The following is a 17,912-nucleotide window of genomic DNA, read 5'->3' as shown; positions in this document are numbered from 1 at the left end:
GGTTGAATTTGCCGTGCGGATGGCATTAGCTTGCTGCGGCGCAACAAAGCGCTCAGGGGCAGAGGGACGGGGCAATATGGACTACGACATGCTGGTCATCGGCAGCGGCCCTTCCGGTCGCCGCGCCGCGGTGCAGTCGGCCAAGCTCGGCAAATCGGTGCTGGTGGTCGATCGTGGTCGGCGCCTCGGTGGCGTTTCCGTGCACACCGGCACCATCCCTTCGAAGACGCTGCGTGAAACCGTACTCAATCTTTCGGGCTGGCGCGAGCGCGGCTTTTATGGACGCGGCTACAGGGTCAAGCAGGACATTTCCGTCGGCGACCTGATCGAGCGTCTGCACAAGACGCTCGATCACGAGGTCGAGGTGCTGCAGCACCAGTTCATGCGCAATTCCGTCAAGAATGCCCGTGCCTCGGTAAAATTCATCGGCCCCAACAAGGTCAGCCTGACATCGGACAATGGCGATTACAGCGAAGTCGGCTTCGCCAACGCGCTTATAGCGGTCGGTACTAGGCCACACCGGCCGCGCGACGTGCCTTTCGACAAGACCCGCGTCTTCGACAGCGACGAGATGCTCGAGCTCGACCGCCTGCCGCGCACGCTCACCGTCATCGGTGCCGGCGTCATCGGCGTCGAATACGCCACGATCTTTTCCGCGCTCGACGTGCCGGTGACGCTGGTCGAGCCGCGCAATTCCATCCTCGATTTCGTCGACCGCGAGATCGTCGACGACTTCATCCACCAGATGCGTGATCGCGGCATGACGATAAGGCTGGGCAGCGCGGTGAAGGAAATCCGCTCCAAGCCCGAGGCCGCCGAGGTGGAGCTGGCCGATGGCCGCACCATCCGCTCGGAGGTCGTGCTCTACGCCGCCGGCCGCACCGGCAATGTCGGTAGCCTCGGCCTCGACGTGGTCGGCATCGAGGCGGACTCCCGAGGCCGCATCAAGGTCGACCCGCAGACCTTCCAGACCAGCGCGCCCAATATCTACGCCGCCGGCGACGTCATCGGCTTTCCGAGCCTTGCCTCGACCTCGATGGAGCAGGGCAGGGTGGCAGCCTGCCACGCCTTTGGCGTGGCGCTGCCGCCGCCGCCGGAAACCTTCCCTTATGGCATCTATGCGGTGCCCGAAATCTCCACCGTGGGCCTGTCCGAAGAGCAGGTGCGCGAGAGCGGCGCAGCCTATGAGGTCGGCGTCGCGCGCTTCCGCGAGACGTCGCGCGGCCACATCATGGGCGTCAACACGGGATTCCTGAAGCTGTTGTTCTCGATCGAGACGCGGCGCCTGCTCGGCGCGCACATCGTCGGCGAGGGCGCTACCGAATTGATCCACATCGGCCAGGCGGTCATCAACCTTGGCGGCACCGTCGACTTCTTCGTCAACAACACCTTCAACTACCCGACGTTGGCCGAAGCCTACAAGATCGCTGGCCTCGACGCCTGGAACAGGATGGGACGATAGGGCCTCAGCATCCGCGCTCCTTGCCTGTGCGGAGGCACGGACCGCAGCCGTTTCAGACCGAGACAGCGGTCGGTTCGAAGGCCGGTCCGCCTAGGCCACGTCAGCCGACCCCGCCAGCCATTGCTTGACGATAGCGGCGTCGGAATCGCCGATTTCATGGCCCGATGCAATGATCCGGGCGTCGATCTCGGCGCCGTGCCGGCTGAGCAGCGTCACCAGCGCCGGCGCGAAGGGGCCGTAGGTCTCGTCCGTAGCGCCGGCGATGATCAGCGTCCGTGTTCGCGCGAGGTCGGTCGCCGGCACCTGGTCGAGCACGGGCATTGGCCTCAGCAGCACCGCCCGGCGGACGATGCCGGGATGAAGCAGCATCAGGCTGGAGACCAGGTTGGCGCCGTTCGAATAGCCGACGAATGTTGTCTGACCGAGATCGAGCCCATGGCGCTTGGCGGCTTCGCTAGCGAATGCCGCGAAGGCAGCGGTTTCGGCCAGGATGTTCTGCTGTTCGAAGCGCGTCGGGCTTATCCGCTCGAACCAGCGAAAACCGTCCTCCTGGGGAATACGGCCACGCGCCGCGACCAACTTGGCACCAGGCGCGATCCGTCTTGCCAGCGGCACCAAAGTGCTCTCGTCGACCCCCGATCCATGCAGCAGGAACAGGCATTCATGGCTGTCCTTGCCGGCGCTCATAAAGCGATAGGGAAAGGCCAGATCGACAAGCAGCGGGCTGTTTTCGATGCGATCGCCAGTCATCTCGCATCCTCTTGATTATATGAGGTTCCGCTCACTTTGCCGGCTTCAAAACGCAATATTTTCGTGCTCCGCGAAAGTTGATTGAACCAGGCGCATTCCAGCCCGTTTCTGCGCCGATATACTCCCGTATGGGAGGAATCGAAGCGGTGCGCCGGGGGTGGCATTGCCGGACATGAACAACCAGCTTTGAGGCCTTTTGTCGATGACTACCCCTGTTTTGTCAGACCGCGATTTGCGTGTCCCGGACCGCGATTCGCGTGTCCCGGATCGCAATGTGCGTATCCCCGAACGCGACACGCGTATCGATGTAATGCGCGCATTGGCGCTGCTGACCATCTTCATCGATCATGTGCCGGGCACCGCCTTCGAGACCCTGACCTACAAGAATTTCGGTTTCTCCGACGCCGCCGAGGCATTCGTGCTGATTTCGGGTATCTCGGTGGCGCTCGCCTACGGCACCAAGTTCCGGCCGGGCGGCAGGCTTCTGGCCACATTGAAGATGTGGCGGCGGGCAGGGATGCTCTACGTTGCCCATATCGTCACGACGATGGTGGTGATCGCCTTGTTCTGCACCGTGGCGGTGTTTACCAAGCGGCCGGACCTGCTGAAACTGATCAACATCGAGCCGTTGATGAGGAACACGCCGGAAGTGCTGGTCGGCATCGTCACGCTCGGCCATCAGCTCGGCTACAACAACATCCTGCCGGTCTATGCCGCGCTGCTGCTGATGGCGCCGGCCTTCGTCCTGTTGATCAGCTACCGTCCCGTCGCGGCGCTTGTCGCGTCCGCTGTGCTGTGGCTTGTCGCCGGCATCTGGCAGATCGCCCCGCCAAATTATCCCGAGCCAGGATTCTGGTTCCTGAATCCTCTGTCCTGGCAGTTCCTATTCAATATCGGCGTCGCCGCCATGCTGCATGTCAGGCGCGGCGGCGTCATTCCGGTCAACCGGTGGTTGGTCGGCGCAGCGGTCGCCTACGTGGTGACGGCATTGGTCTGGGTGCACAGTCCGCTCTGGGGCCAGATCACGTGGTTCAAGCTGCCGGTGGTGATCGGCGGTTTCGACAAGACGTTCCTGTCGCTGCCGCGGCTGCTGCATATCCTGGCGGTCAGCTACCTCTTCGTCGCCTTGCCGGCGCTGTCGAACCTGTTTCGCACCAGCCCCGACCATCCGCTGGCGATACTGGGCAAACGCTCGCTGCCGGTGTTTATCGCGGGCACGGTGATCGCCATGGTCGCGCAGGTGATGAAGCTGATCAATCCGGGCGGGCTTGCCTATGACGGCCTGCTGCTGTCAGCCGGCATCGCCATGCAGTTCGCGCTGGCCTTCTATCTCGAGTGGCTGTCGACCATCGGCGGCTCGGGCAAGGTCCGCACGACGCCAAAGGATATCATGCCGGTCTCTCTCGGCATCTCCGCCGTGGCAAGGGCCAATCGCTGACAGGCGGTTCAGCCGCGCGGTGCGGCCGACGAGGCGCGCACGATCAATTCGACCGGCAGCAACTGCCGGCTGACCTTGCCGTCGCTCTCCAGGATCGCCTTGACGGCAAGGCGGCCCATTTCGGCTATCGGCTGGGCGATCGTGGTCAAGGGCGGCTCGGACACGATTGCTTCCGGCACGCCGTCGAACCCGACGACGGAAACATCCTTGGGGACGTTGAGCTTGCGCGCGCTCAACCATTCGAGCGTCACCAGGGCTATTTTGTCCGACATCGCCAGTATGGCCGTGGGCGGCTCCTTGGCCGCGAAGATTGTTTCGAGCCCCGCTTTCGTGCTCGCCGCATCGTTGGCGGTCTCGTAAACGGGCACTCTGGACGTGTCGACACCGACGCGCGAAAGCTCCTGGAAGTAGCCGGTGAGCCGGTCGCGTGTACCCGCATAGGTCGCGGTGCGAACCTGCTCGGGTGAAACGAGGCCCGTGCTGCCGTCGGCAAAAGACAGCGCCAGAACGGCAAAGCGGCGATGTCCGAGACCCGTGAGATGGCGGGCTGCCAGGCTGGCGCCGGCGACGTTATCGACGCCGATCGCGGCGACCGCTCCATCTTGGGAGTCCAGGTCTAGGGCCACGAAGGGCAGCTTGCGCTCACGCGCCAGTTCCACCAGGCGCGAACCGCCTTCGATGCAGAAGACGATGAAGCCGTCGACCAGGGCGCTCTGGATGTTCCAGGCAAGCTGTTCGTTGTTGGCGGCCGAGACCAGGGAGATACCGGCTCCCGTTGCGTCGCAGGCCTGCGAGATGCTCGCCATCATGACCCGCGCGAAGGGATCGTCGAAAAAGTAGGAGAGGGGCTCGGCGGTGGCGACGCCGATGGCGTTGACCTTGCCGGCTCGCAACAAGCGACCCTTGGGGTCCGGCCCGCCATAGCCCATCGCCTCGGCCGCGGCCTTGACCCGTTCGCGGACCTCCTCGCGGACGATCTCGGGACGGCTGAAGACATTGGATGCGGTGCCGTGCGAAACACCGGCGGCTTTGGCGATATCGGCCAGCCGGACGGGTCTTCGATTGCCTGCGGTGAGTGACGCCATTGCGCGTGCCTCCTGATATGCATTTAGCATGTTCCAGATTTGCATCTAGCACTTTCGTTGGATCGATTCAAAATTTGCTTGACCAGCGACGCGTGTGCGCTTAGGTTTGAATCGATCCAAAATGGCGGATTTGCTCCGCGATGTGACCTGGGGAGGTGCGCCATGCATCCCGTCAACTATCGGATCGAAGATCTCCATTGCAACGATTGGGATCTCGGGTTGGGCGCCAACGCCTCCAGGCGTCGGGGCAGGGCTGGCCCACGGATTCGTGATCTCCGCTTCCTTGTGGAGTGCAAGCGCAGCCGATCGGCGCGACATTTTTTAGGCCATTGATTGGATCGATTCAAAGGAAGAAAGACCATGCATCCCATCAAGCACTTGTTCGAGGACATCTACCGCAACTACTGGGGCATCGCGCCGGCGACCAAGCGGCCGGAGGCGCGGCGCCTGACGAAACCGGCGGAGCGCAATCGCGATCGCTGGTTCCGCATCGAACGGTCCCGGGATTGATCTCGGCGCATTTGGCCTCAGGGACGCGGACGCACCAGCGCGGAAAGGGCTATCCCCAGCCAGCCGGCGATGAGCAGGGTGCCGCCGATTGGCGCCGACATTGGAAACAGTCTCGATCCCAGGAAATCGCGGGCGAGGAGATCGCCCGCGAACAGCGCCAATCCGGCAAGCAGCACAAAACTCGCGATGCGCAGAACGCGATTCGCGCCGATGAGGCCGACGGCCAGGAAGACAGGCGCGTGCATCAACAGGAATGACGCGGCCGTGCCGGTGAAGGCGCCGCCGCGGTGAGCGGCCGCCGCCGATAGCGCCACGCCCGCCGCGCCGACGAGACCGCCGGCAAGCACGAGGAGACGGCTGGTTGGTCCGGCGGTATTCATGTCGGCTGGCTTCCTCTCGGGGCAGGCGTAGTCTGTCTGGGCTCACTCGCTTCCAGCGCCATATGCCGTGTCCGCCGCGACTGGACAATCCAATTGTAGACGGCGCCGCCGGCCATCAGCGCCGACGTACCGAGAAACACCGCCGGCATGCCGAAATGGCCGCCGACGAAGCCGCCGGCCAGTGGCCCCGCGACCTGTCCGACATACTGCGCCGAAATCGCCAGGCCAAGCACGTTGCCGCCGACGCCATCGGGAATGTTGTGGCGAATGACGCTGGTGATGCAAGGCAGCAAGCCACCAAGCGCCAGGCCCATCAGGAAGCGCAGACCGATCAGTTGCCAGCCATTGGTGACGAATGCCTGTGGGATGAGCAGCAGGGCCGAGACGGCCAAGGCCCCGACGACGACGTTCCAGTGGCCGATACGGTCGGCAAGCTTGCCGAGCCACGACGCCGACAGAATTGTGCCGAGCGCGGCCGCCGACATCACCACGCCGGCAACCATAGTCACCCGGCTTTGGTCCTCGATGAGCTGCTGCACATAGACGGTGATGATCGGCTCGATCGACATGGTGGCGAAGGCGAGCAGCATGCCGGTTGTCAGCATCGCCACCACCGGGCGCTTGTCGGGGATTTGTGACCAGCCACTTTTCGGCTTTGCCGTCGAGGCGGCATTGGCTGGCTTCGGGCGCGGGGTCTCCTTGATGAGGAAGGTCGTCGCCAGGAAGGCGAGGAAGATGACGCCGCCCGACAACAGGAAAGTGGTGCGGATGCCGATCAGCGGCGGCAGCGCGCCGCCAAGCAGTGGGCCGACCAGTGAGCCGGCCGTGATCCCGGCGGAGAGGACGCCCAGCGCCCAGCCGGAGCGCTCCTTGGGCGTCTGCATGGCCACCAATATTGTCGAACCCGAGGAATAGCCGCCGGCAAAGCCTATCAGCAGGCGCAGCAACACCAATTGCCAGACCGTCTCGACCATGCCCGTCAAGGACATGCAGATCGCCATGCCGAAGCTGGCGCGCACCAGCATCACTTTCCGGCCGTAACGGTCGCCCAACCGTCCCCACAGTGGCGCGACCAAGGCGGCTGCGAAGAACGTCGCGCCATAGGCTATGCCGGACCACTGCACGATGGCCGCATGGCCCTGCGCGCCAAGCTGTTCGACATAGAGCGGCAGGAAAGGCAACAGCAGCGTCATGGCGATGAGCGTGCTGAACGAGCCCGCGAAACAGACGGCGAGATTGCGCCGCCAGTGGATGTTGTAGCCGCTTTGCGTGTGTTCCTGTGCCATTTCCTGCCTGCCGATATCAGCGCTTGTTGCGGATACCACTTTGGGATACCAAATTGGTATCCGTCATGAACTTCATGCCTGCTGCTGTCAATGCGGCTTCAAGAAAGGGCAGCCCAATGTCGCAGATGCAGAATGTCGAACGACAGTTGCGCGAGATGATCCTCGGCCTCGAGGTCGGCCCCGGCGAGAAATTGACCGAGCGTTGGATCGAAGGCCGCTTCGGCGCCTCGCGCACCCCGGTCAGGGCAGCCCTGTTGCGCCTGGAAACCGAGGGCCTTGTGGGCAGGGATGGCCGCGGCTGGACCGTGTCGCCCATCAACCTCGCCGAACTCGAGCAGATCGCGGTCTATCGCGAAGCGGTCGAGGTCGCGGCCCTGCGGCTGACATGCGCGCACGTCGACGGGAGCGCCATCGACGTCATCGAGGCGATGCTCGATTCCTGCGACGAAAACACCGCGCGAGAGGAATGGCATCGCGTCGGCATGGACTTTCACATCGAACTGGCGCGCCTGTCCGGCAACGAATTCCTGTTCCGGGCCGTGCGCGATGCCATGACGCGCCTGTCGCGCGCCCGCTGGCTGGAGGTGCGTGACGAAGCGGCGCTTGGCCGCGCCTGGGCCGAACATCGGGCCATTCTGGCGGCGGCACGTCTTGGCGATGCCGATGAAGCGGCGCGCCGGCTCTCGGATCATATCAGCGGCAGCCGCGACCGGCTGGTGACGTCGCTTGCCAACGACCGACGCGGTCTCCGCGCCAGGGGCTTTGCCGTCGTTGCTGCCTAGCGCTGCCGGTCTGGGCTGGGCACTCGCCGGGCAAAAAAGCGAGTCCAGCTCCGCCGCGCACTTTCGGCCTCGCTTCGCGGATGCCGATGGCGTAAGAGCGGCAATGGAAAACAACCGATTTGATACACCCGTGACCGTCAAGTCCGTCACGGCGGGAAGCACTCAGCTCTTGCGCACGGCCCGCGAGGCTTCCGATTACCTGCTCAACAGCTGGCCCGGCAAGCGCAGTCCCAAGCATCGCGCCGCGCTCCAGGCCTGCCACGACGCGCTGGCCGGCGACAAGCCGGCGATGAACGCCCGGCGCGCCTTCATCGCCGCGGCACGGGAAGTGGACGTTTTTGTCAGCGACAAGGCGCCCGCCTGACGCAGGGCGATGCGGGTTGAGGCAAGGGCCCGCATTCGCGGGCCTTTTGCCGTCATTCCGCTGTGTCGGTCTCGGTCTCGGCCTCGGGCTTTGAACGTTCGCGCGCGGCAACCTTGGCCGCCAGCTTTTCAGCCTTCTTCGCCGCCTTCTGCCGGTCGCGTTCCTTGCGTTCCTGGTCGTAGTTTGGTGCTCGCGCCATATCGGCTCCTTTTGCCCTGCCTTGCGGCTCTGACCCTGCCTAGGAGCATTAGCCGTCAAACACAACAGCTGAAGCGACAGTGCGCGGACTCAGGTCTCGCAGATCCGCAGGGGCTTGCCAGATGGCCGCCACAATGATGTAGGAAACGCGGGGCGCCAGCGTATTGAGAGCTGCCCGTTTGTTTTGATCAAGTGAACCATGGCCTCAATTGCGCGAACGTCGGCAAAGGTTTTCTATTATGCGCGAAACGTCGCGCGCGATATCGTTCCCCAAGCCTTGTTCCGCCGCAGGCTGGCCGTTCGCCTTGAAAAGGCCCGGATTTGCGATGAGGCGGCGTGCCGCCGCTTGAACTATTACAACAAGCTGCAGGATGGTTTCGCGCCAAGCGCCAATGCCGTGCGCATCAGCAAGCTGCCCTTCACGCCAACCATGTACTACTACGACCTGAAGGAATTCGCCCGCTACTTCGATCCGGGGTTGCTTGTCGACATCGAATTCGGCGACGTCCGGAACGTGCCGAAAGTGCCTTCGATCGTGAAGGACCGGCCGATCCGTGATGACGACAAGAACGCGGTCATCATGAAGCTCGACAAGTTTCGTCATTTCCAAATGCCGGCCGACGCCATCCCGTTCGCCGACAAGCTGCCGGGCGTGGTCTGGCGCGGCGATCTCAACAATCCGATCAGGAAACGGTTTCTGCAAGCGGTGCGCGACCTTCCGTTCTGCGATGTCGGCTCGCACAAGCCGAACGCGCCGGCCGAATACGCCAAGCCCTTTCTCACCATCGGCCAGCACCAGCGCTACCGCTACATCGTGTCGCTCGAAGGCAATGACGTGGCGACCAACCTCAAATGGATCTTAAGCTCGAAGTCGCTCTGCCTGATGCCGCCGCCGACTTACGAGACATGGTTCGCGGAACGGCACCTCGAGGCCAATGTCCATTATGTGCCGCTTGCAGCTGATTTCTCCGATGTTGCCGAACATGTAGCCTATTTCGAACGGCACCCGGCAGAGGCAGACCGCATCATTGCGGCTGCGAACGCCTATTGCCGGACATTCGCCAACGAACAGACCGAACAGGCGATCTCGCTGCTGGTGCTCTACAAATATTTCGTGCTGAGCGGCCAGATCAAACCGGATGCCGAGGTCTGGCGCTACATTACGGGCTAGTCTCGGCATCGCGGGGCTCGTTGCAGCCAAAGCCCTGCGAGCATTTGGATGATGCCGCGGCCAGCGAAATATCTGGACCAACGACGTTGGGGCGGGGTGCGGGAACAAACCCGGCTGTCGTGTGTTTTCGTCACGTTTGTCCTGATCAACGTGACCCATGGCCAGCCTGAAACGAACGACGCAGAAGCTTTTCTATTATGCGCGAAACGTCATGCGCGATATCGCACCGCAGGCACTCTTCCGACGACGGCTGGCCGGCCGCCTCGAGCAGGCCAGGCTCTCGGACGAGGCCGTGCGGCGGCGGTTGAATTATTACAACAAATTGCAGGATGCCTTCCTGCCCAGCACGTACGCCGTGCGTATCGACAACCTGCCGTCGGCACGCAGCATGTACTATTACGACCTGAAGGAGTTTGCCCGCTACTTCGACGCTGGGTTGCGCCTCGACCTGGAGTTTGGCGACGTCATCGGGGTGCCCGACGTCCCTTCATTCGTCAAGAATCGGCCGATCCACGCCGATAATGGCAATTCGGTCATCATGAAATTCAACAAATTCCGGCACTTCCACATGCCCGCGGACGCCATCGCGTTCACCGACAAGCTTCCGGCGGTGGTCTGGCGCGGCGATCTCAACAATCCGATCAGGACACGATTTCTCGACGCCGCGCGCGGTTTGGCGTTCTGCGACGTCGGTTCGCACAAGCAAAATGCACCTGCCGAGTACGCCAAGCCCTTTCTCACCATCAGCCAGCACCTGCGCTACCGCTACATCGTCTCGCTCGAGGGCAATGACGTGGCGACCAACCTCAAATGGATCATGAATTCCAACTCGCTCTGCCTGATGCCGGCCCCGACCTATGAGACATGGTTTGCCGAGAGCCGGCTCAAAGCCAATGTCCACTATGTGCCACTCGATCCGGATTTCGCCGATCTTGCCGAAAAGGTCAGCTATTTCGAAAAATACCCGACCGCGGCCGAACGCATCATTGCCGCGGCCAACGCATACTGCCGCAAGTTTTCCAACCAATGGGCCGAGGAGGCGATCTCGCTGCTCGCGCTCTACAAATACTTCGTCCTCAGCGATCAGATCAAACCTGACGCGGAGGTCTGGCGCTATATTATGGGATGAACAATTCCCGCGTCAGAAGGCGGAGCCCGGCGGGCTCCGGCCCGCCGGGCTTCTCGTCAGAACCTGTATTTATACGCCGCTGCGGTCGATCACGAGATCGGCGGCACCAAAGCGCGCCTTCGCCGTCAATTGCTGGTGCCAATAGGGGTAGAGCAGGGGCGGCCGGCTGACCGCGTCGAGGCGCTGGCGCTCCTCAGGGCTGAGTTCCAGGCTTGCTGCCGCGAGATTGTCCTTGAGTTGGGCGTCGTTGCGAGCGCCGATGACCAGCGAGGAAACGGCGGGGCGACCGAGCAGCCACGCAAGCGCCACCTGCGCCGCCGAAACGCCGCGTGCCCCACCGATCTCGACCAGCACGTCGACGATCCGCCAGAGCCGGTCCGCGTCGCGGATCGGCGGCTCGGACCAGCCGGCGAGCTGCCGTGCCGTCGGGCTGTCGCGATCGTATTTGCCGGACAGCAACCCGCCGGCGAGCGGGCTCCAGACCAGCACGCCCAGGCCCTGGTCGACCGAGATCGGCAGCAGTTCATACTCGGCCTCGCGGGCCTCCAGCGTGTAATGGATCTGCTGCGTGACGAAACGCTGCTGGTGACGGCTGTCGCTGATCGAGAGCCCCTTCATCACCTGCCAGCCGGACCAGTTGGAGCAGCCGATGTAGCGCACCTTGCCCTGGCTGACCAAGGTGTCGAGCGCGGCGATCGTTTCCTCGACCGGCGTAAGGCCGTCCCACTGGTGCACGAAATAGATGTCGATGACATCGGTCTTCAGCCGCTTCAGGCTCTTCTCGCATTCGCGGATCAGGTGATGGCGCGACAGACCTTCGTCGTTAGGTCCGCTGCCGATCCGCATGCGTGCCTTGGACGCGATCAGCACGTCGTTCTTGCGCTTGCCGCCGAGTGCCTCGCCGATGATCTCCTCCGACAAGCCATTCGAATAGACATTGGCGGTGTCGATGAGGTTGATGCCGGCGTCGATGCACATGTCGATCATGCGCCTGGCTTCGGCAAGACCGCTGTTGCCGACCGCGGCGAACGGGCCTGTCCCGCCGAAGGTCATGGTGCCCAAAGTCAGTGTCGAAACCTTAAGGCCGGAACGGCCAAGGGTGCGGTATTCCATATCAGTCCTCGCGATTGTGTTGAATTGGGGCGCCACCAAGGACAGCCCGGAATGCGACCCGGGATTTGTAGGACAATTCGGCCGGCCTGTCGCCATGCAATGACGATGGATCGATTGGACCTCGCCAAATCCGCGATGGCGGCAATCGTGCTCGGGCTGCAATAAAACCGTCACCGCCGGCCTATATTGAATTCGGCTAAGGTGTTTCCATTCCGGGCTGCGGGTCAGCAGTTTGGGGTGCCGACATGAACCGACAGGGCTTGCTAGCGGAGCGACTGATATGACCGAGCCAAGACAGAATTCCCCTGCCAAGGACTGGCTCGAAGCCGAGCTCGCCGACACGCTCGACGAAGATTACGAGCTCGAAATATCGGAGCCTGCGCTGTCGATGGAAATCGCCAAGATCTACAAGAACGCGCATCCGCCTTCGATCGATCGCATTCAGTACTTTCGCGACCTGATCACCTTGCAGTCCGAATTGATCAAGCTGCAATCCTGGGTCGCCTATCACAAGAAGAAGCTGGTGGTGATTTTCGAGGGCCGCGATTCCGCCGGCAAGGGCGGCGTCATCAAGCGCATCACCCAGCGGCTGAATCCGCGCATCTGCCGCGTCGTGGCGCTGCCGGCGCCGACCGAGCGCGAGAAGTCGCAATGGTATTTCCAGCGCTACGTCCCGCATCTGCCGGCTGGTGGCGAGATCGTGCTGTTCGACCGCTCCTGGTATAACCGCTCCGGCGTCGAACGGGTCATGGGCTTTGCGTCGCACGACCAGGTCGAGGAGTTCTTCCATGACGTGCCGGAGTTCGAGCGCATGCTGGTGCGTTCTGGCATCACTGTCGTGAAATACTGGTTCTCGATCACCGACGAGGAACAGCAGATGCGCTTCCTGATGCGCATCCACGATCCGATGAAGCAGTGGAAGCTGTCGCCGATGGACCTGCAGTCGCGCGTGCGCTGGGAACAGTACACCAAGGCCAAGGAAGAGACCTTCGCCCGCACCAACATTCCCGAGGCGCCCTGGTTCATCGTCGAGGGCAACGACAAGAAGCGCGCACGGCTGAACTGCATCGACCATCTGCTCAAGCAGCTGCCATATGAAGAGGTGCCGCACGAGGAGATCACTCTGCCGGAGCGCGTCTTCAATCCCGAATACGAGCGCCAGGTCCTGCCGCACGAGCTCTACGTGCCGGAGAAGTATTGAGGGGTGTCCAGCCGATAGATGGGTACCAGTTTGAACCGGATACATGGGTAACAGTTCTCCCCCTTATGATGGGTTCGCCGCCGCGCCAGGCGGTTTGGTTGGTGTGGCGCTTCGGCGAACCAGTTTCATGTGCTTGTGGTCGATGAAGCCGAGCGGATGGGCATAGAAGCGCATCGCCCATTCGCCGTTCTCAGTCTCTTCGATGGCAATCGGCTCGCCTGCCAGCGTGGCCGAGACGTAGATTTCGGCGCCCTGCCATTTGACGGCGCCGTTCTGGCGCACGCTGCGCACCGCCGCCTCGGCCGGATAATCCGGCTCGGGGGGCTTCCTGGGCATGGGACGGGTTGAGGGACAATAATGCTGTGATGGGGTGCCCATGCCAAGCGCCTCGTGCGGGCGCTCTTCATTGTAGCTGCGCCGGAAGGCCTCGAAGGCCTGGGCTTGAGCCGCCCTGTCGGCCTCCGGTGCCTTGGCCATCGGCAGCATGGTCAAATGGAAACGCTCATGGCGCCCGTTCTGCTGCGGCTTGCCCGGTTGGATGCGCTCAAGGGCGATGCCGAGCTTGATGAAGCGCGCCGCAAGCGGCGTCAGCCCGGCGACGCCGGCCGACGCAAATGGCGAGCCATTGTCGCTTCTGAACCGATCCGGCAGGCCGTTCTCCTCAAACAACCGCTCAAACACAGGCCAGGCTTCTTCATCCGCCGTCGAGCTTGTTGCCTCGAGCCCCAATAGGTAGCGGCTCGACACATCCATCACCGTCAGCGGTTCGCAACGCCATCCGTCGCGGGTCCGGAACCAACCCTTGTGGTCCCCGGTCCACACCGCGTTCGGCTCCGAAGCTTCCGGCCATGGCCCATTGCCTGCCGCCTTCCAGCGTTTGCGCCTACGCCCCACAAGTCCATGCCGCCTCAGAATCTCACCGGCCGTCGAGACCGCAGGCCAGCCGCAGCAGGGCTCCGCTCGCTTGAGCCTGGCCATGATCTTCTTGGGCCCCCACAGCGGGTGGATCTCCTTCATAGCCACGATCCGCCCCACCAAATCCTCGGCCGTCGCCCGGCCGTGATTGAGCGGCGCTCGCGGCCGATCGTGCAAACCTTCCGGACCAAACTCCCGATAACGCCCTAGCCATTTGTAGCCGCTCTTGCGCGAGATGCCGTAGGCCGCACACAGCTGCGTCATCGTCTCCTCGCCAGAAAGGCAGTCCACAACAAACCGGAGCCGCTCATCCATGATGCCAGTCTCTCGCCAAACCATCGCCGGTCCTCCCGGCGGACAAGAAAACTGTCACCCATCTAATCAGTCCATTCTGTTACCTATCTATCCGGTTCGGACAGGGGTTCTTCCTTCTCCCCGTAGAACGGGGAGAAAGAGCCTAACCTCGCTTGATCACCACATGCGTGGCAAGCGCCGTCGCTACCTGATCGCTGCATTGGTAGCCAAGCTTCACCATATCGAGGCCGGCAAAAAGGTTCTCGCCCTTGCCAAGCAACACCGGCGAGATTGCCAGATGCATCTCGTCGATCAGTTTCTCCTGAAGATATTGCCGGATGGTGGCGACACCTCCGCCGACCCGCACATCCTTGCCATCAGCCGCCGCCTTCGCCTGCTCCAGTGCCGAATGGATGCCGTCGGTCACAAAATGGAAGGTCGTGCCACCTTCCATCGTGATGGGCGCGCGCTCGTGGTGCGTCAGCACGAAGACCGGCACGTGATAGGGCGGGTTGTCGCCCCACCAGCCTTTCCAGCTGTCGTCGGGCCATTCCCCGCGGATCGGCCCGAACATGTTTCGGCCGAGGATCCAGGCGCCGACATTTTCGAAACTGCGCGCCGCGAACGCCTCGTTGATGTCGTTGGTGCCGCCATCTTTTTTGAGCACCATCTCGCGGAAGGTGCGGGTGTCGACAAACCACTTGTGCAAGGATTCCCCACCGACACCGAGCGGATTTTGCAGGTCCTGATCCGGACCGGCGCCATAGCCGTCGAGCGACAGGGTGAACGCGTTGACACGCAGCTTGGACATGAAGGCCTCCTCGATAACCGATTGTATTTTGCAAGTGGTTATCTTTTAGCAATGTGATTGCAAGTTGCAAGCGGTATTTTCGGCGACGAATAATATGATGGCGGCCGGCGGGACGGCCGCCTGTCAGCTCATTCGCCGGCAAGCTCCATGAAGCGGATGTGGTTGCTGAACGGATCGATGACTTCGACCGTCAGCCGTCGGTCCTCCTGCTCCAACCCGGGTTTCATGTAGCGGTAGTCCTTGGCCGCAAGCTCTCTGTGGAAGTCGCGGATACCTTGCATATAGATGACCATGTTGCCACCCGGAGTCGCGTCGCCGGCATGTTCGGACAGGTGCAGGACAAGGTTGCCGCGCGAGATTTGGGTATAAAGCGGGAAGTTGTCGCCGTAGCGGTGCTCCCAGTCCACACTGAAGCCGAGGTAGCCGAGATAGAATTCGTGCGCCTTGGCAATGTCGAAGATGCGCACGATCGGCGCCGTCCGTTCGAAGACGATCGTCTCCTGCCGGGCTGTCGGCCCTTCGATCTTCGCCGACAGGATATTCCAGGTCGCCAGTCCGAACTGGCGCGCGACGATCTCCAGGGCCTCGCCATGGCTGATCGTCAGGTCGCGGGCGGCAAGCGCCTCCCGCATGGCTTTTGCCATGGTCTTGGCATCACGATAGGCAAGCATATCCGTTTCCTCGGGTCACGGCGAGGTCTTCGTCAGTGCCCGCATTGCCAACGCCTTCGCCTGACGGGTGAAACGGGGTCAGGAAGCATCCTCTGGAGGCGTTCGCCATACCCCTTGGTGGGGCGCGGGCTGCCGGCCGCCTCCGGCCGTGCCGGCATCATAGCCGGAGGCAGCGGATTTTGTCAGCGCGTATTCGAAAGAACCGCCGGCCGGTCGAAAGAGTGCTGACATCTCCTGAAGGCATTGCCCGGGGGAAGTCGCGGGCTACCCCTTCAGCATCTGCGCCACTTCAGGGGCGAAATAGGTCAGGATACCGTCGCAGCCGGCGCGCTTGAAGGCGAGCAGCGATTCCAGCATCGCTTTCTCGCCGTCGATCCAGCCATTGGCGCCCGCCGCCTTGATCATCGAATATTCGCCCGACACCTGGTAGGCGAAGGTCGGCATGTGGAATTCGTCCTTCAGCCGGCGGATGATGTCGAGATAGGGCAGGCCGGGCTTGACCATCAGCATGTCGGCGCCTTCGGCGATATCCTGTTCGGCCTCGCGCACCGCCTCGTCCGAATTGGCGTGGTCGATGTAATAGGTCTTCTTGTCGCCCTTGAGCAGGCCGGCGGTGCCGACCGCCTCGCGATAGGGGCCGTAGAAGGCCGAAGCGAACTTCGTCGCATAGGACATGATCGCCACGTCCTGAAACCCGTTGGCGTCGAGCGCGTCGCGGATGGCGCCGATGCGGCCGTCCATCATGTCGGACGGCGCGATGATGTCGGCCCCGGCCGCCGCCTGGATGACGGCCGCCGCGGCGACCTGCTCCACCGATTCATCGTTGACGATGATGCCGTCGCGCAGGATGCCGTCATGGCCGTGGCTGGTGAACGGGTCGAGCGCGGCGTCCGTGATGATGCCGATCCCGGGCACCGCGTGCTTGATGGCGCGGCTGGCACGGTTGATGACGTTTTCCGGGTCGAGGATGTGCGAGCCGGTCTGGTCGCGCAAGGCCAGGTCGACATTCGGGAAGGTGGCGAGGGCCGGAATGCCGAGCCTGGCCGCGCGTTCGGCCTCCTTCACGGCAAGGTCGATCGACAGGCGGAAGACGCCGGGCATGGCGGCGATCGGCTCGCGCACATCCTTGCCCTCGACGACGAAGATCGGCCAGATCAGGTCGTCGACGGTGAGCCGGTTCTCCTGCACCAGACGGCGCGACCAGTCGGCCTTGCGCATTCGGCGCAGGCGACGGCTGCTGGTGATATCGTCCACGCTGCGCGTGCCGGCCGGCTTTGTCGCGGTGAATTTGTTCATGGCCAAAACTCTCTTTCGGCGGCTTTTACCACGAGCTTTTGCCACAGACCAATGCGACACGATTGTGCCAGGGGTTGAGCGCAGCTCCTCTCAAGGCTGTCCGTTTCCCGACAAAATCTGCGCCGCACCCCTTATCGCCACCCGAAACGCCTCGTCGAAGCTGACGCCACGTACCTGCCAGCGATAGGTCTTGCCGTTATCGGCCAGCCGCCAATCGGCGATCCAGCCCAGCTCCTTGTCGCTCCACACCATGTTGCCGGCGAGCGCTTGCGCGCCACCGGCCTGTTTGGCCAACGGATCCAGCCTGGCCATGTCGCCGGTGCGCAATACCTTTTCGCCCAGGTCGTCTAGCTGCGCGGCCTTCGGAAATGCGACATGCATCAGCAACGGATCGGCTGCGTTGGCGAAAGACTCGCGCATCGTCTCGCCACGGTCCTCCTCGGCGCTCAGCACGAAATGCCGCGCGCCCTGTTCGGTCACGAGAAAGACGGCGAGCGTCGGCCGGCCGCCAAGCCAGGGTCGGCTGCCGAGCGATGCCAGCACCTTGTCGAGTACATCGGGCCTGTAGAGGCAGGTGAGATCATGCGGCCGGTCGTGCGTGCCTTGCTCGTCATGGATCGGAATGCCTTCGAGCCGGTCGCGGTAACGAAAGCTGTCGACAAAACTGCCGGCCTTGTCGCGCAGCGCACTCATTTCGGGTTTCGCGAGCAGCCGTTGATCGCCCGATACCCGGACCAGAACCTTGTCGAGGCATGTCCTGAAACCGAGCTCGCGGTTTTCTTCGCCCTGGCCGGTGACGATGGTCTGCGACCGGTAGAGATCGCCGAGATCGGTTGCCGTGGCCCGGACATTGCTTGCGCAGAACGCCGACAGGCAACTCAAAACAAAGGCAAAGCGCAAAAGCTGCGTCATGGTTCACCGTCCGACTGCTAGCCTGTCCTATCGGTGGCCAAGGTCTAGCATCGGCCACCGCCGGCCGCCAAGACCGGGGGAGAAGGCTGCTGCCATTGACGCACCCATGCGGCGCCTTTAGCACTTCTCCTCCCGCAGGCGCGG

19 protein-coding genes are annotated in these 17,912 nt (G+C 62.8%); 8 read left to right on the top strand and 11 right to left on the bottom strand.

The window, feature by feature from the left end; all coding sequences use genetic code 11:
* Positions 1-76 precede the first annotated feature (76 nt).
* A complete protein-coding gene (gene sthA / locus EB233_RS21850) occupies positions 77-1,462 on the top strand; it encodes a Si-specific NAD(P)(+) transhydrogenase (RefSeq protein ID WP_064992306.1) in 1,386 nt (461 codons plus the stop codon).
* Between the two features lie 90 nt (positions 1,463-1,552).
* On the opposite strand, the gene EB233_RS21845 is transcribed toward sthA, so the two are convergent.
* Positions 1,553-2,212: an alpha/beta hydrolase gene (locus tag EB233_RS21845; protein WP_064992307.1), complete on the bottom strand. Its 660-nt coding sequence runs from the start codon at positions 2,210-2,212 to the stop codon at positions 1,553-1,555.
* A gap of 310 nt (positions 2,213-2,522) precedes the next feature.
* Here EB233_RS21845 and EB233_RS21840 point away from each other — a divergent pair, with 310 nt between their 5' ends.
* Entirely contained in the window at positions 2,523-3,650 is a 1,128-nt protein-coding gene (locus EB233_RS21840; RefSeq protein WP_425487738.1) for an OpgC family protein, read from the top strand.
* 8 nt (positions 3,651-3,658) lie between these two features.
* Here EB233_RS21840 and EB233_RS21835 read toward each other — a convergent pair whose 3' ends face one another.
* Entirely contained in the window at positions 3,659-4,735 is a 1,077-nt protein-coding gene (locus EB233_RS21835; protein ID WP_064992336.1) for a LacI family DNA-binding transcriptional regulator, read from the bottom strand.
* A 360-nt stretch (positions 4,736-5,095) separates the two neighbouring features.
* Here EB233_RS21835 and EB233_RS21830 point away from each other — a divergent pair, with 360 nt between their 5' ends.
* On the top strand, positions 5,096-5,245 hold the full coding sequence (locus EB233_RS21830; protein WP_081294375.1) for a hypothetical protein: 150 nt from the start codon (positions 5,096-5,098) through the stop codon (positions 5,243-5,245).
* 17 nt (positions 5,246-5,262) lie between these two features.
* Here EB233_RS21830 and EB233_RS21825 read toward each other — a convergent pair whose 3' ends face one another.
* Positions 5,263-5,625 carry a DUF423 domain-containing protein gene (locus EB233_RS21825; protein ID WP_064992309.1) on the bottom strand — a complete coding sequence of 121 codons (363 nt, stop codon included), beginning with the start codon at positions 5,623-5,625 and terminating at the stop codon, positions 5,263-5,265.
* The gene (locus tag EB233_RS21820; protein WP_064992310.1) at positions 5,622-6,911 is read right to left on the bottom strand and encodes a multidrug efflux MFS transporter; all 1,290 of its coding nucleotides are present in this window, start codon (positions 6,909-6,911) and stop codon (positions 5,622-5,624) included. Before EB233_RS21820 ends, EB233_RS21825 begins: the two co-directional genes overlap by 4 nt.
* Positions 6,912-7,027: 116 nt before the next feature.
* Between EB233_RS21820 and EB233_RS21815 the strand changes: the two genes are divergently transcribed.
* Positions 7,028-7,693: a GntR family transcriptional regulator gene (locus EB233_RS21815; protein WP_064992311.1), complete on the top strand. Its 666-nt coding sequence runs from the start codon at positions 7,028-7,030 to the stop codon at positions 7,691-7,693.
* Positions 7,694-7,796: 103 nt separating this feature from the next.
* Entirely contained in the window at positions 7,797-8,057 is a 261-nt protein-coding gene (locus tag EB233_RS21810) for a DUF982 domain-containing protein (protein WP_027051500.1), read from the top strand.
* 52 nt (positions 8,058-8,109) lie between these two features.
* Here the strand turns inward: EB233_RS21810 and EB233_RS21805 are convergent, their stop codons facing one another.
* Positions 8,110-8,256, bottom strand: a complete 147-nt coding sequence (locus tag EB233_RS21805) for a hypothetical protein (protein ID WP_081294369.1) — start codon at positions 8,254-8,256, stop codon at positions 8,110-8,112.
* Positions 8,257-8,454: 198 nt separating this feature from the next.
* Here EB233_RS21805 and EB233_RS21800 point away from each other — a divergent pair, with 198 nt between their 5' ends.
* Entirely contained in the window at positions 8,455-9,426 is a 972-nt protein-coding gene (locus tag EB233_RS21800) for a glycosyl transferase family 90 (RefSeq protein ID WP_064992312.1), read from the top strand.
* A 157-nt stretch (positions 9,427-9,583) separates the two neighbouring features.
* On the top strand, positions 9,584-10,555 hold the full coding sequence (locus EB233_RS21795; protein WP_064992313.1) for a glycosyl transferase family 90: 972 nt from the start codon (positions 9,584-9,586) through the stop codon (positions 10,553-10,555).
* A gap of 69 nt (positions 10,556-10,624) precedes the next feature.
* On the opposite strand, the gene EB233_RS21790 is transcribed toward EB233_RS21795, so the two are convergent.
* Positions 10,625-11,668 (bottom strand): aldo/keto reductase, encoded by a 1,044-nt coding sequence (locus EB233_RS21790; RefSeq protein WP_064992314.1) that lies wholly within the window; start codon positions 11,666-11,668, stop codon positions 10,625-10,627.
* Positions 11,669-11,948: 280 nt separating this feature from the next.
* On the opposite strand from EB233_RS21790, the gene ppk2 reads away from it, so the two are divergent.
* A complete protein-coding gene (gene ppk2, locus EB233_RS21785; RefSeq protein ID WP_064992315.1) occupies positions 11,949-12,869 on the top strand; it encodes a polyphosphate kinase 2 in 921 nt (306 codons plus the stop codon).
* A gap of 63 nt (positions 12,870-12,932) precedes the next feature.
* Here ppk2 and EB233_RS21780 read toward each other — a convergent pair whose 3' ends face one another.
* The 5 genes from EB233_RS21780 to EB233_RS21760 all read right to left on the bottom strand — a co-directional run bounded on the left by EB233_RS21780 (position 12,933) and on the right by EB233_RS21760 (position 17,768).
* Positions 12,933-14,123 carry an integrase core domain-containing protein gene (locus EB233_RS21780; RefSeq protein WP_064990865.1) on the bottom strand — a complete coding sequence of 397 codons (1,191 nt, stop codon included), beginning with the start codon at positions 14,121-14,123 and terminating at the stop codon, positions 12,933-12,935.
* A gap of 118 nt (positions 14,124-14,241) precedes the next feature.
* Positions 14,242-14,889, bottom strand: coding sequence for a dihydrofolate reductase family protein (locus tag EB233_RS21775; protein ID WP_064991636.1), 648 nt, complete (start codon positions 14,887-14,889; stop codon positions 14,242-14,244).
* A 128-nt stretch (positions 14,890-15,017) separates the two neighbouring features.
* Positions 15,018-15,560 carry a glyoxalase superfamily protein gene (locus EB233_RS21770; protein ID WP_064991635.1) on the bottom strand — a complete coding sequence of 181 codons (543 nt, stop codon included), beginning with the start codon at positions 15,558-15,560 and terminating at the stop codon, positions 15,018-15,020.
* A gap of 264 nt (positions 15,561-15,824) precedes the next feature.
* Positions 15,825-16,856, bottom strand: coding sequence for a porphobilinogen synthase (gene hemB, locus EB233_RS21765; protein ID WP_064991634.1), 1,032 nt, complete (start codon positions 16,854-16,856; stop codon positions 15,825-15,827).
* A gap of 90 nt (positions 16,857-16,946) precedes the next feature.
* Positions 16,947-17,768, bottom strand: a complete 822-nt coding sequence (locus EB233_RS21760) for a DUF2066 domain-containing protein (RefSeq protein ID WP_064991633.1) — start codon at positions 17,766-17,768, stop codon at positions 16,947-16,949.
* Positions 17,769-17,912: the final 144 nt, after the last annotated feature.

The organism is Mesorhizobium erdmanii, assembly GCF_013170725.1.
In the GTDB taxonomy this organism is placed as follows: Bacteria; Pseudomonadota; Alphaproteobacteria; order Rhizobiales; family Rhizobiaceae; genus Mesorhizobium; species Mesorhizobium erdmanii.
This window is presented reverse-complemented; position numbering and strand designations above follow the sequence as displayed.

Excerpts from the sequence above, each read along its gene's own strand:
- sthA (WP_064992306.1), top strand. The coding sequence starts at position 77 with ATGGACTACGACATGCTGGTCATCGGCAGCGGCCCTTCCGGTCGCCGC.
- EB233_RS21845 (WP_064992307.1), bottom strand. The coding sequence starts at position 2,212 with ATGACTGGCGATCGCATCGAAAACAGCCCGCTGCTTGTCGATCTGGCC.
- EB233_RS21840 (WP_425487738.1), top strand. The coding sequence starts at position 2,523 with ATGCGCGCATTGGCGCTGCTGACCATCTTCATCGATCATGTGCCGGGC.
- EB233_RS21835 (WP_064992336.1), bottom strand. The coding sequence starts at position 4,735 with ATGGCGTCACTCACCGCAGGCAATCGAAGACCCGTCCGGCTGGCCGAT.
- EB233_RS21830 (WP_081294375.1), top strand. The coding sequence starts at position 5,096 with ATGCATCCCATCAAGCACTTGTTCGAGGACATCTACCGCAACTACTGG.
- EB233_RS21825 (WP_064992309.1), bottom strand. The coding sequence starts at position 5,625 with ATGAATACCGCCGGACCAACCAGCCGTCTCCTCGTGCTTGCCGGCGGT.
- EB233_RS21820 (WP_064992310.1), bottom strand. The coding sequence starts at position 6,911 with ATGGCACAGGAACACACGCAAAGCGGCTACAACATCCACTGGCGGCGC.
- EB233_RS21815 (WP_064992311.1), top strand. The coding sequence starts at position 7,028 with ATGTCGCAGATGCAGAATGTCGAACGACAGTTGCGCGAGATGATCCTC.
- EB233_RS21810 (WP_027051500.1), top strand. The coding sequence starts at position 7,797 with ATGGAAAACAACCGATTTGATACACCCGTGACCGTCAAGTCCGTCACG.
- EB233_RS21805 (WP_081294369.1), bottom strand. The coding sequence starts at position 8,256 with ATGGCGCGAGCACCAAACTACGACCAGGAACGCAAGGAACGCGACCGG.
- EB233_RS21800 (WP_064992312.1), top strand. The coding sequence starts at position 8,455 with ATGGCCTCAATTGCGCGAACGTCGGCAAAGGTTTTCTATTATGCGCGA.
- EB233_RS21795 (WP_064992313.1), top strand. The coding sequence starts at position 9,584 with ATGGCCAGCCTGAAACGAACGACGCAGAAGCTTTTCTATTATGCGCGA.
- EB233_RS21790 (WP_064992314.1), bottom strand. The coding sequence starts at position 11,668 with ATGGAATACCGCACCCTTGGCCGTTCCGGCCTTAAGGTTTCGACACTG.
- ppk2 (WP_064992315.1), top strand. The coding sequence starts at position 11,949 with ATGACCGAGCCAAGACAGAATTCCCCTGCCAAGGACTGGCTCGAAGCC.
- EB233_RS21780 (WP_064990865.1), bottom strand. The coding sequence starts at position 14,123 with ATGGTTTGGCGAGAGACTGGCATCATGGATGAGCGGCTCCGGTTTGTT.
- EB233_RS21775 (WP_064991636.1), bottom strand. The coding sequence starts at position 14,889 with ATGTCCAAGCTGCGTGTCAACGCGTTCACCCTGTCGCTCGACGGCTAT.
- EB233_RS21770 (WP_064991635.1), bottom strand. The coding sequence starts at position 15,560 with ATGCTTGCCTATCGTGATGCCAAGACCATGGCAAAAGCCATGCGGGAG.
- hemB (WP_064991634.1), bottom strand. The coding sequence starts at position 16,856 with ATGAACAAATTCACCGCGACAAAGCCGGCCGGCACGCGCAGCGTGGAC.
- EB233_RS21760 (WP_064991633.1), bottom strand. The coding sequence starts at position 17,768 with ATGACGCAGCTTTTGCGCTTTGCCTTTGTTTTGAGTTGCCTGTCGGCG.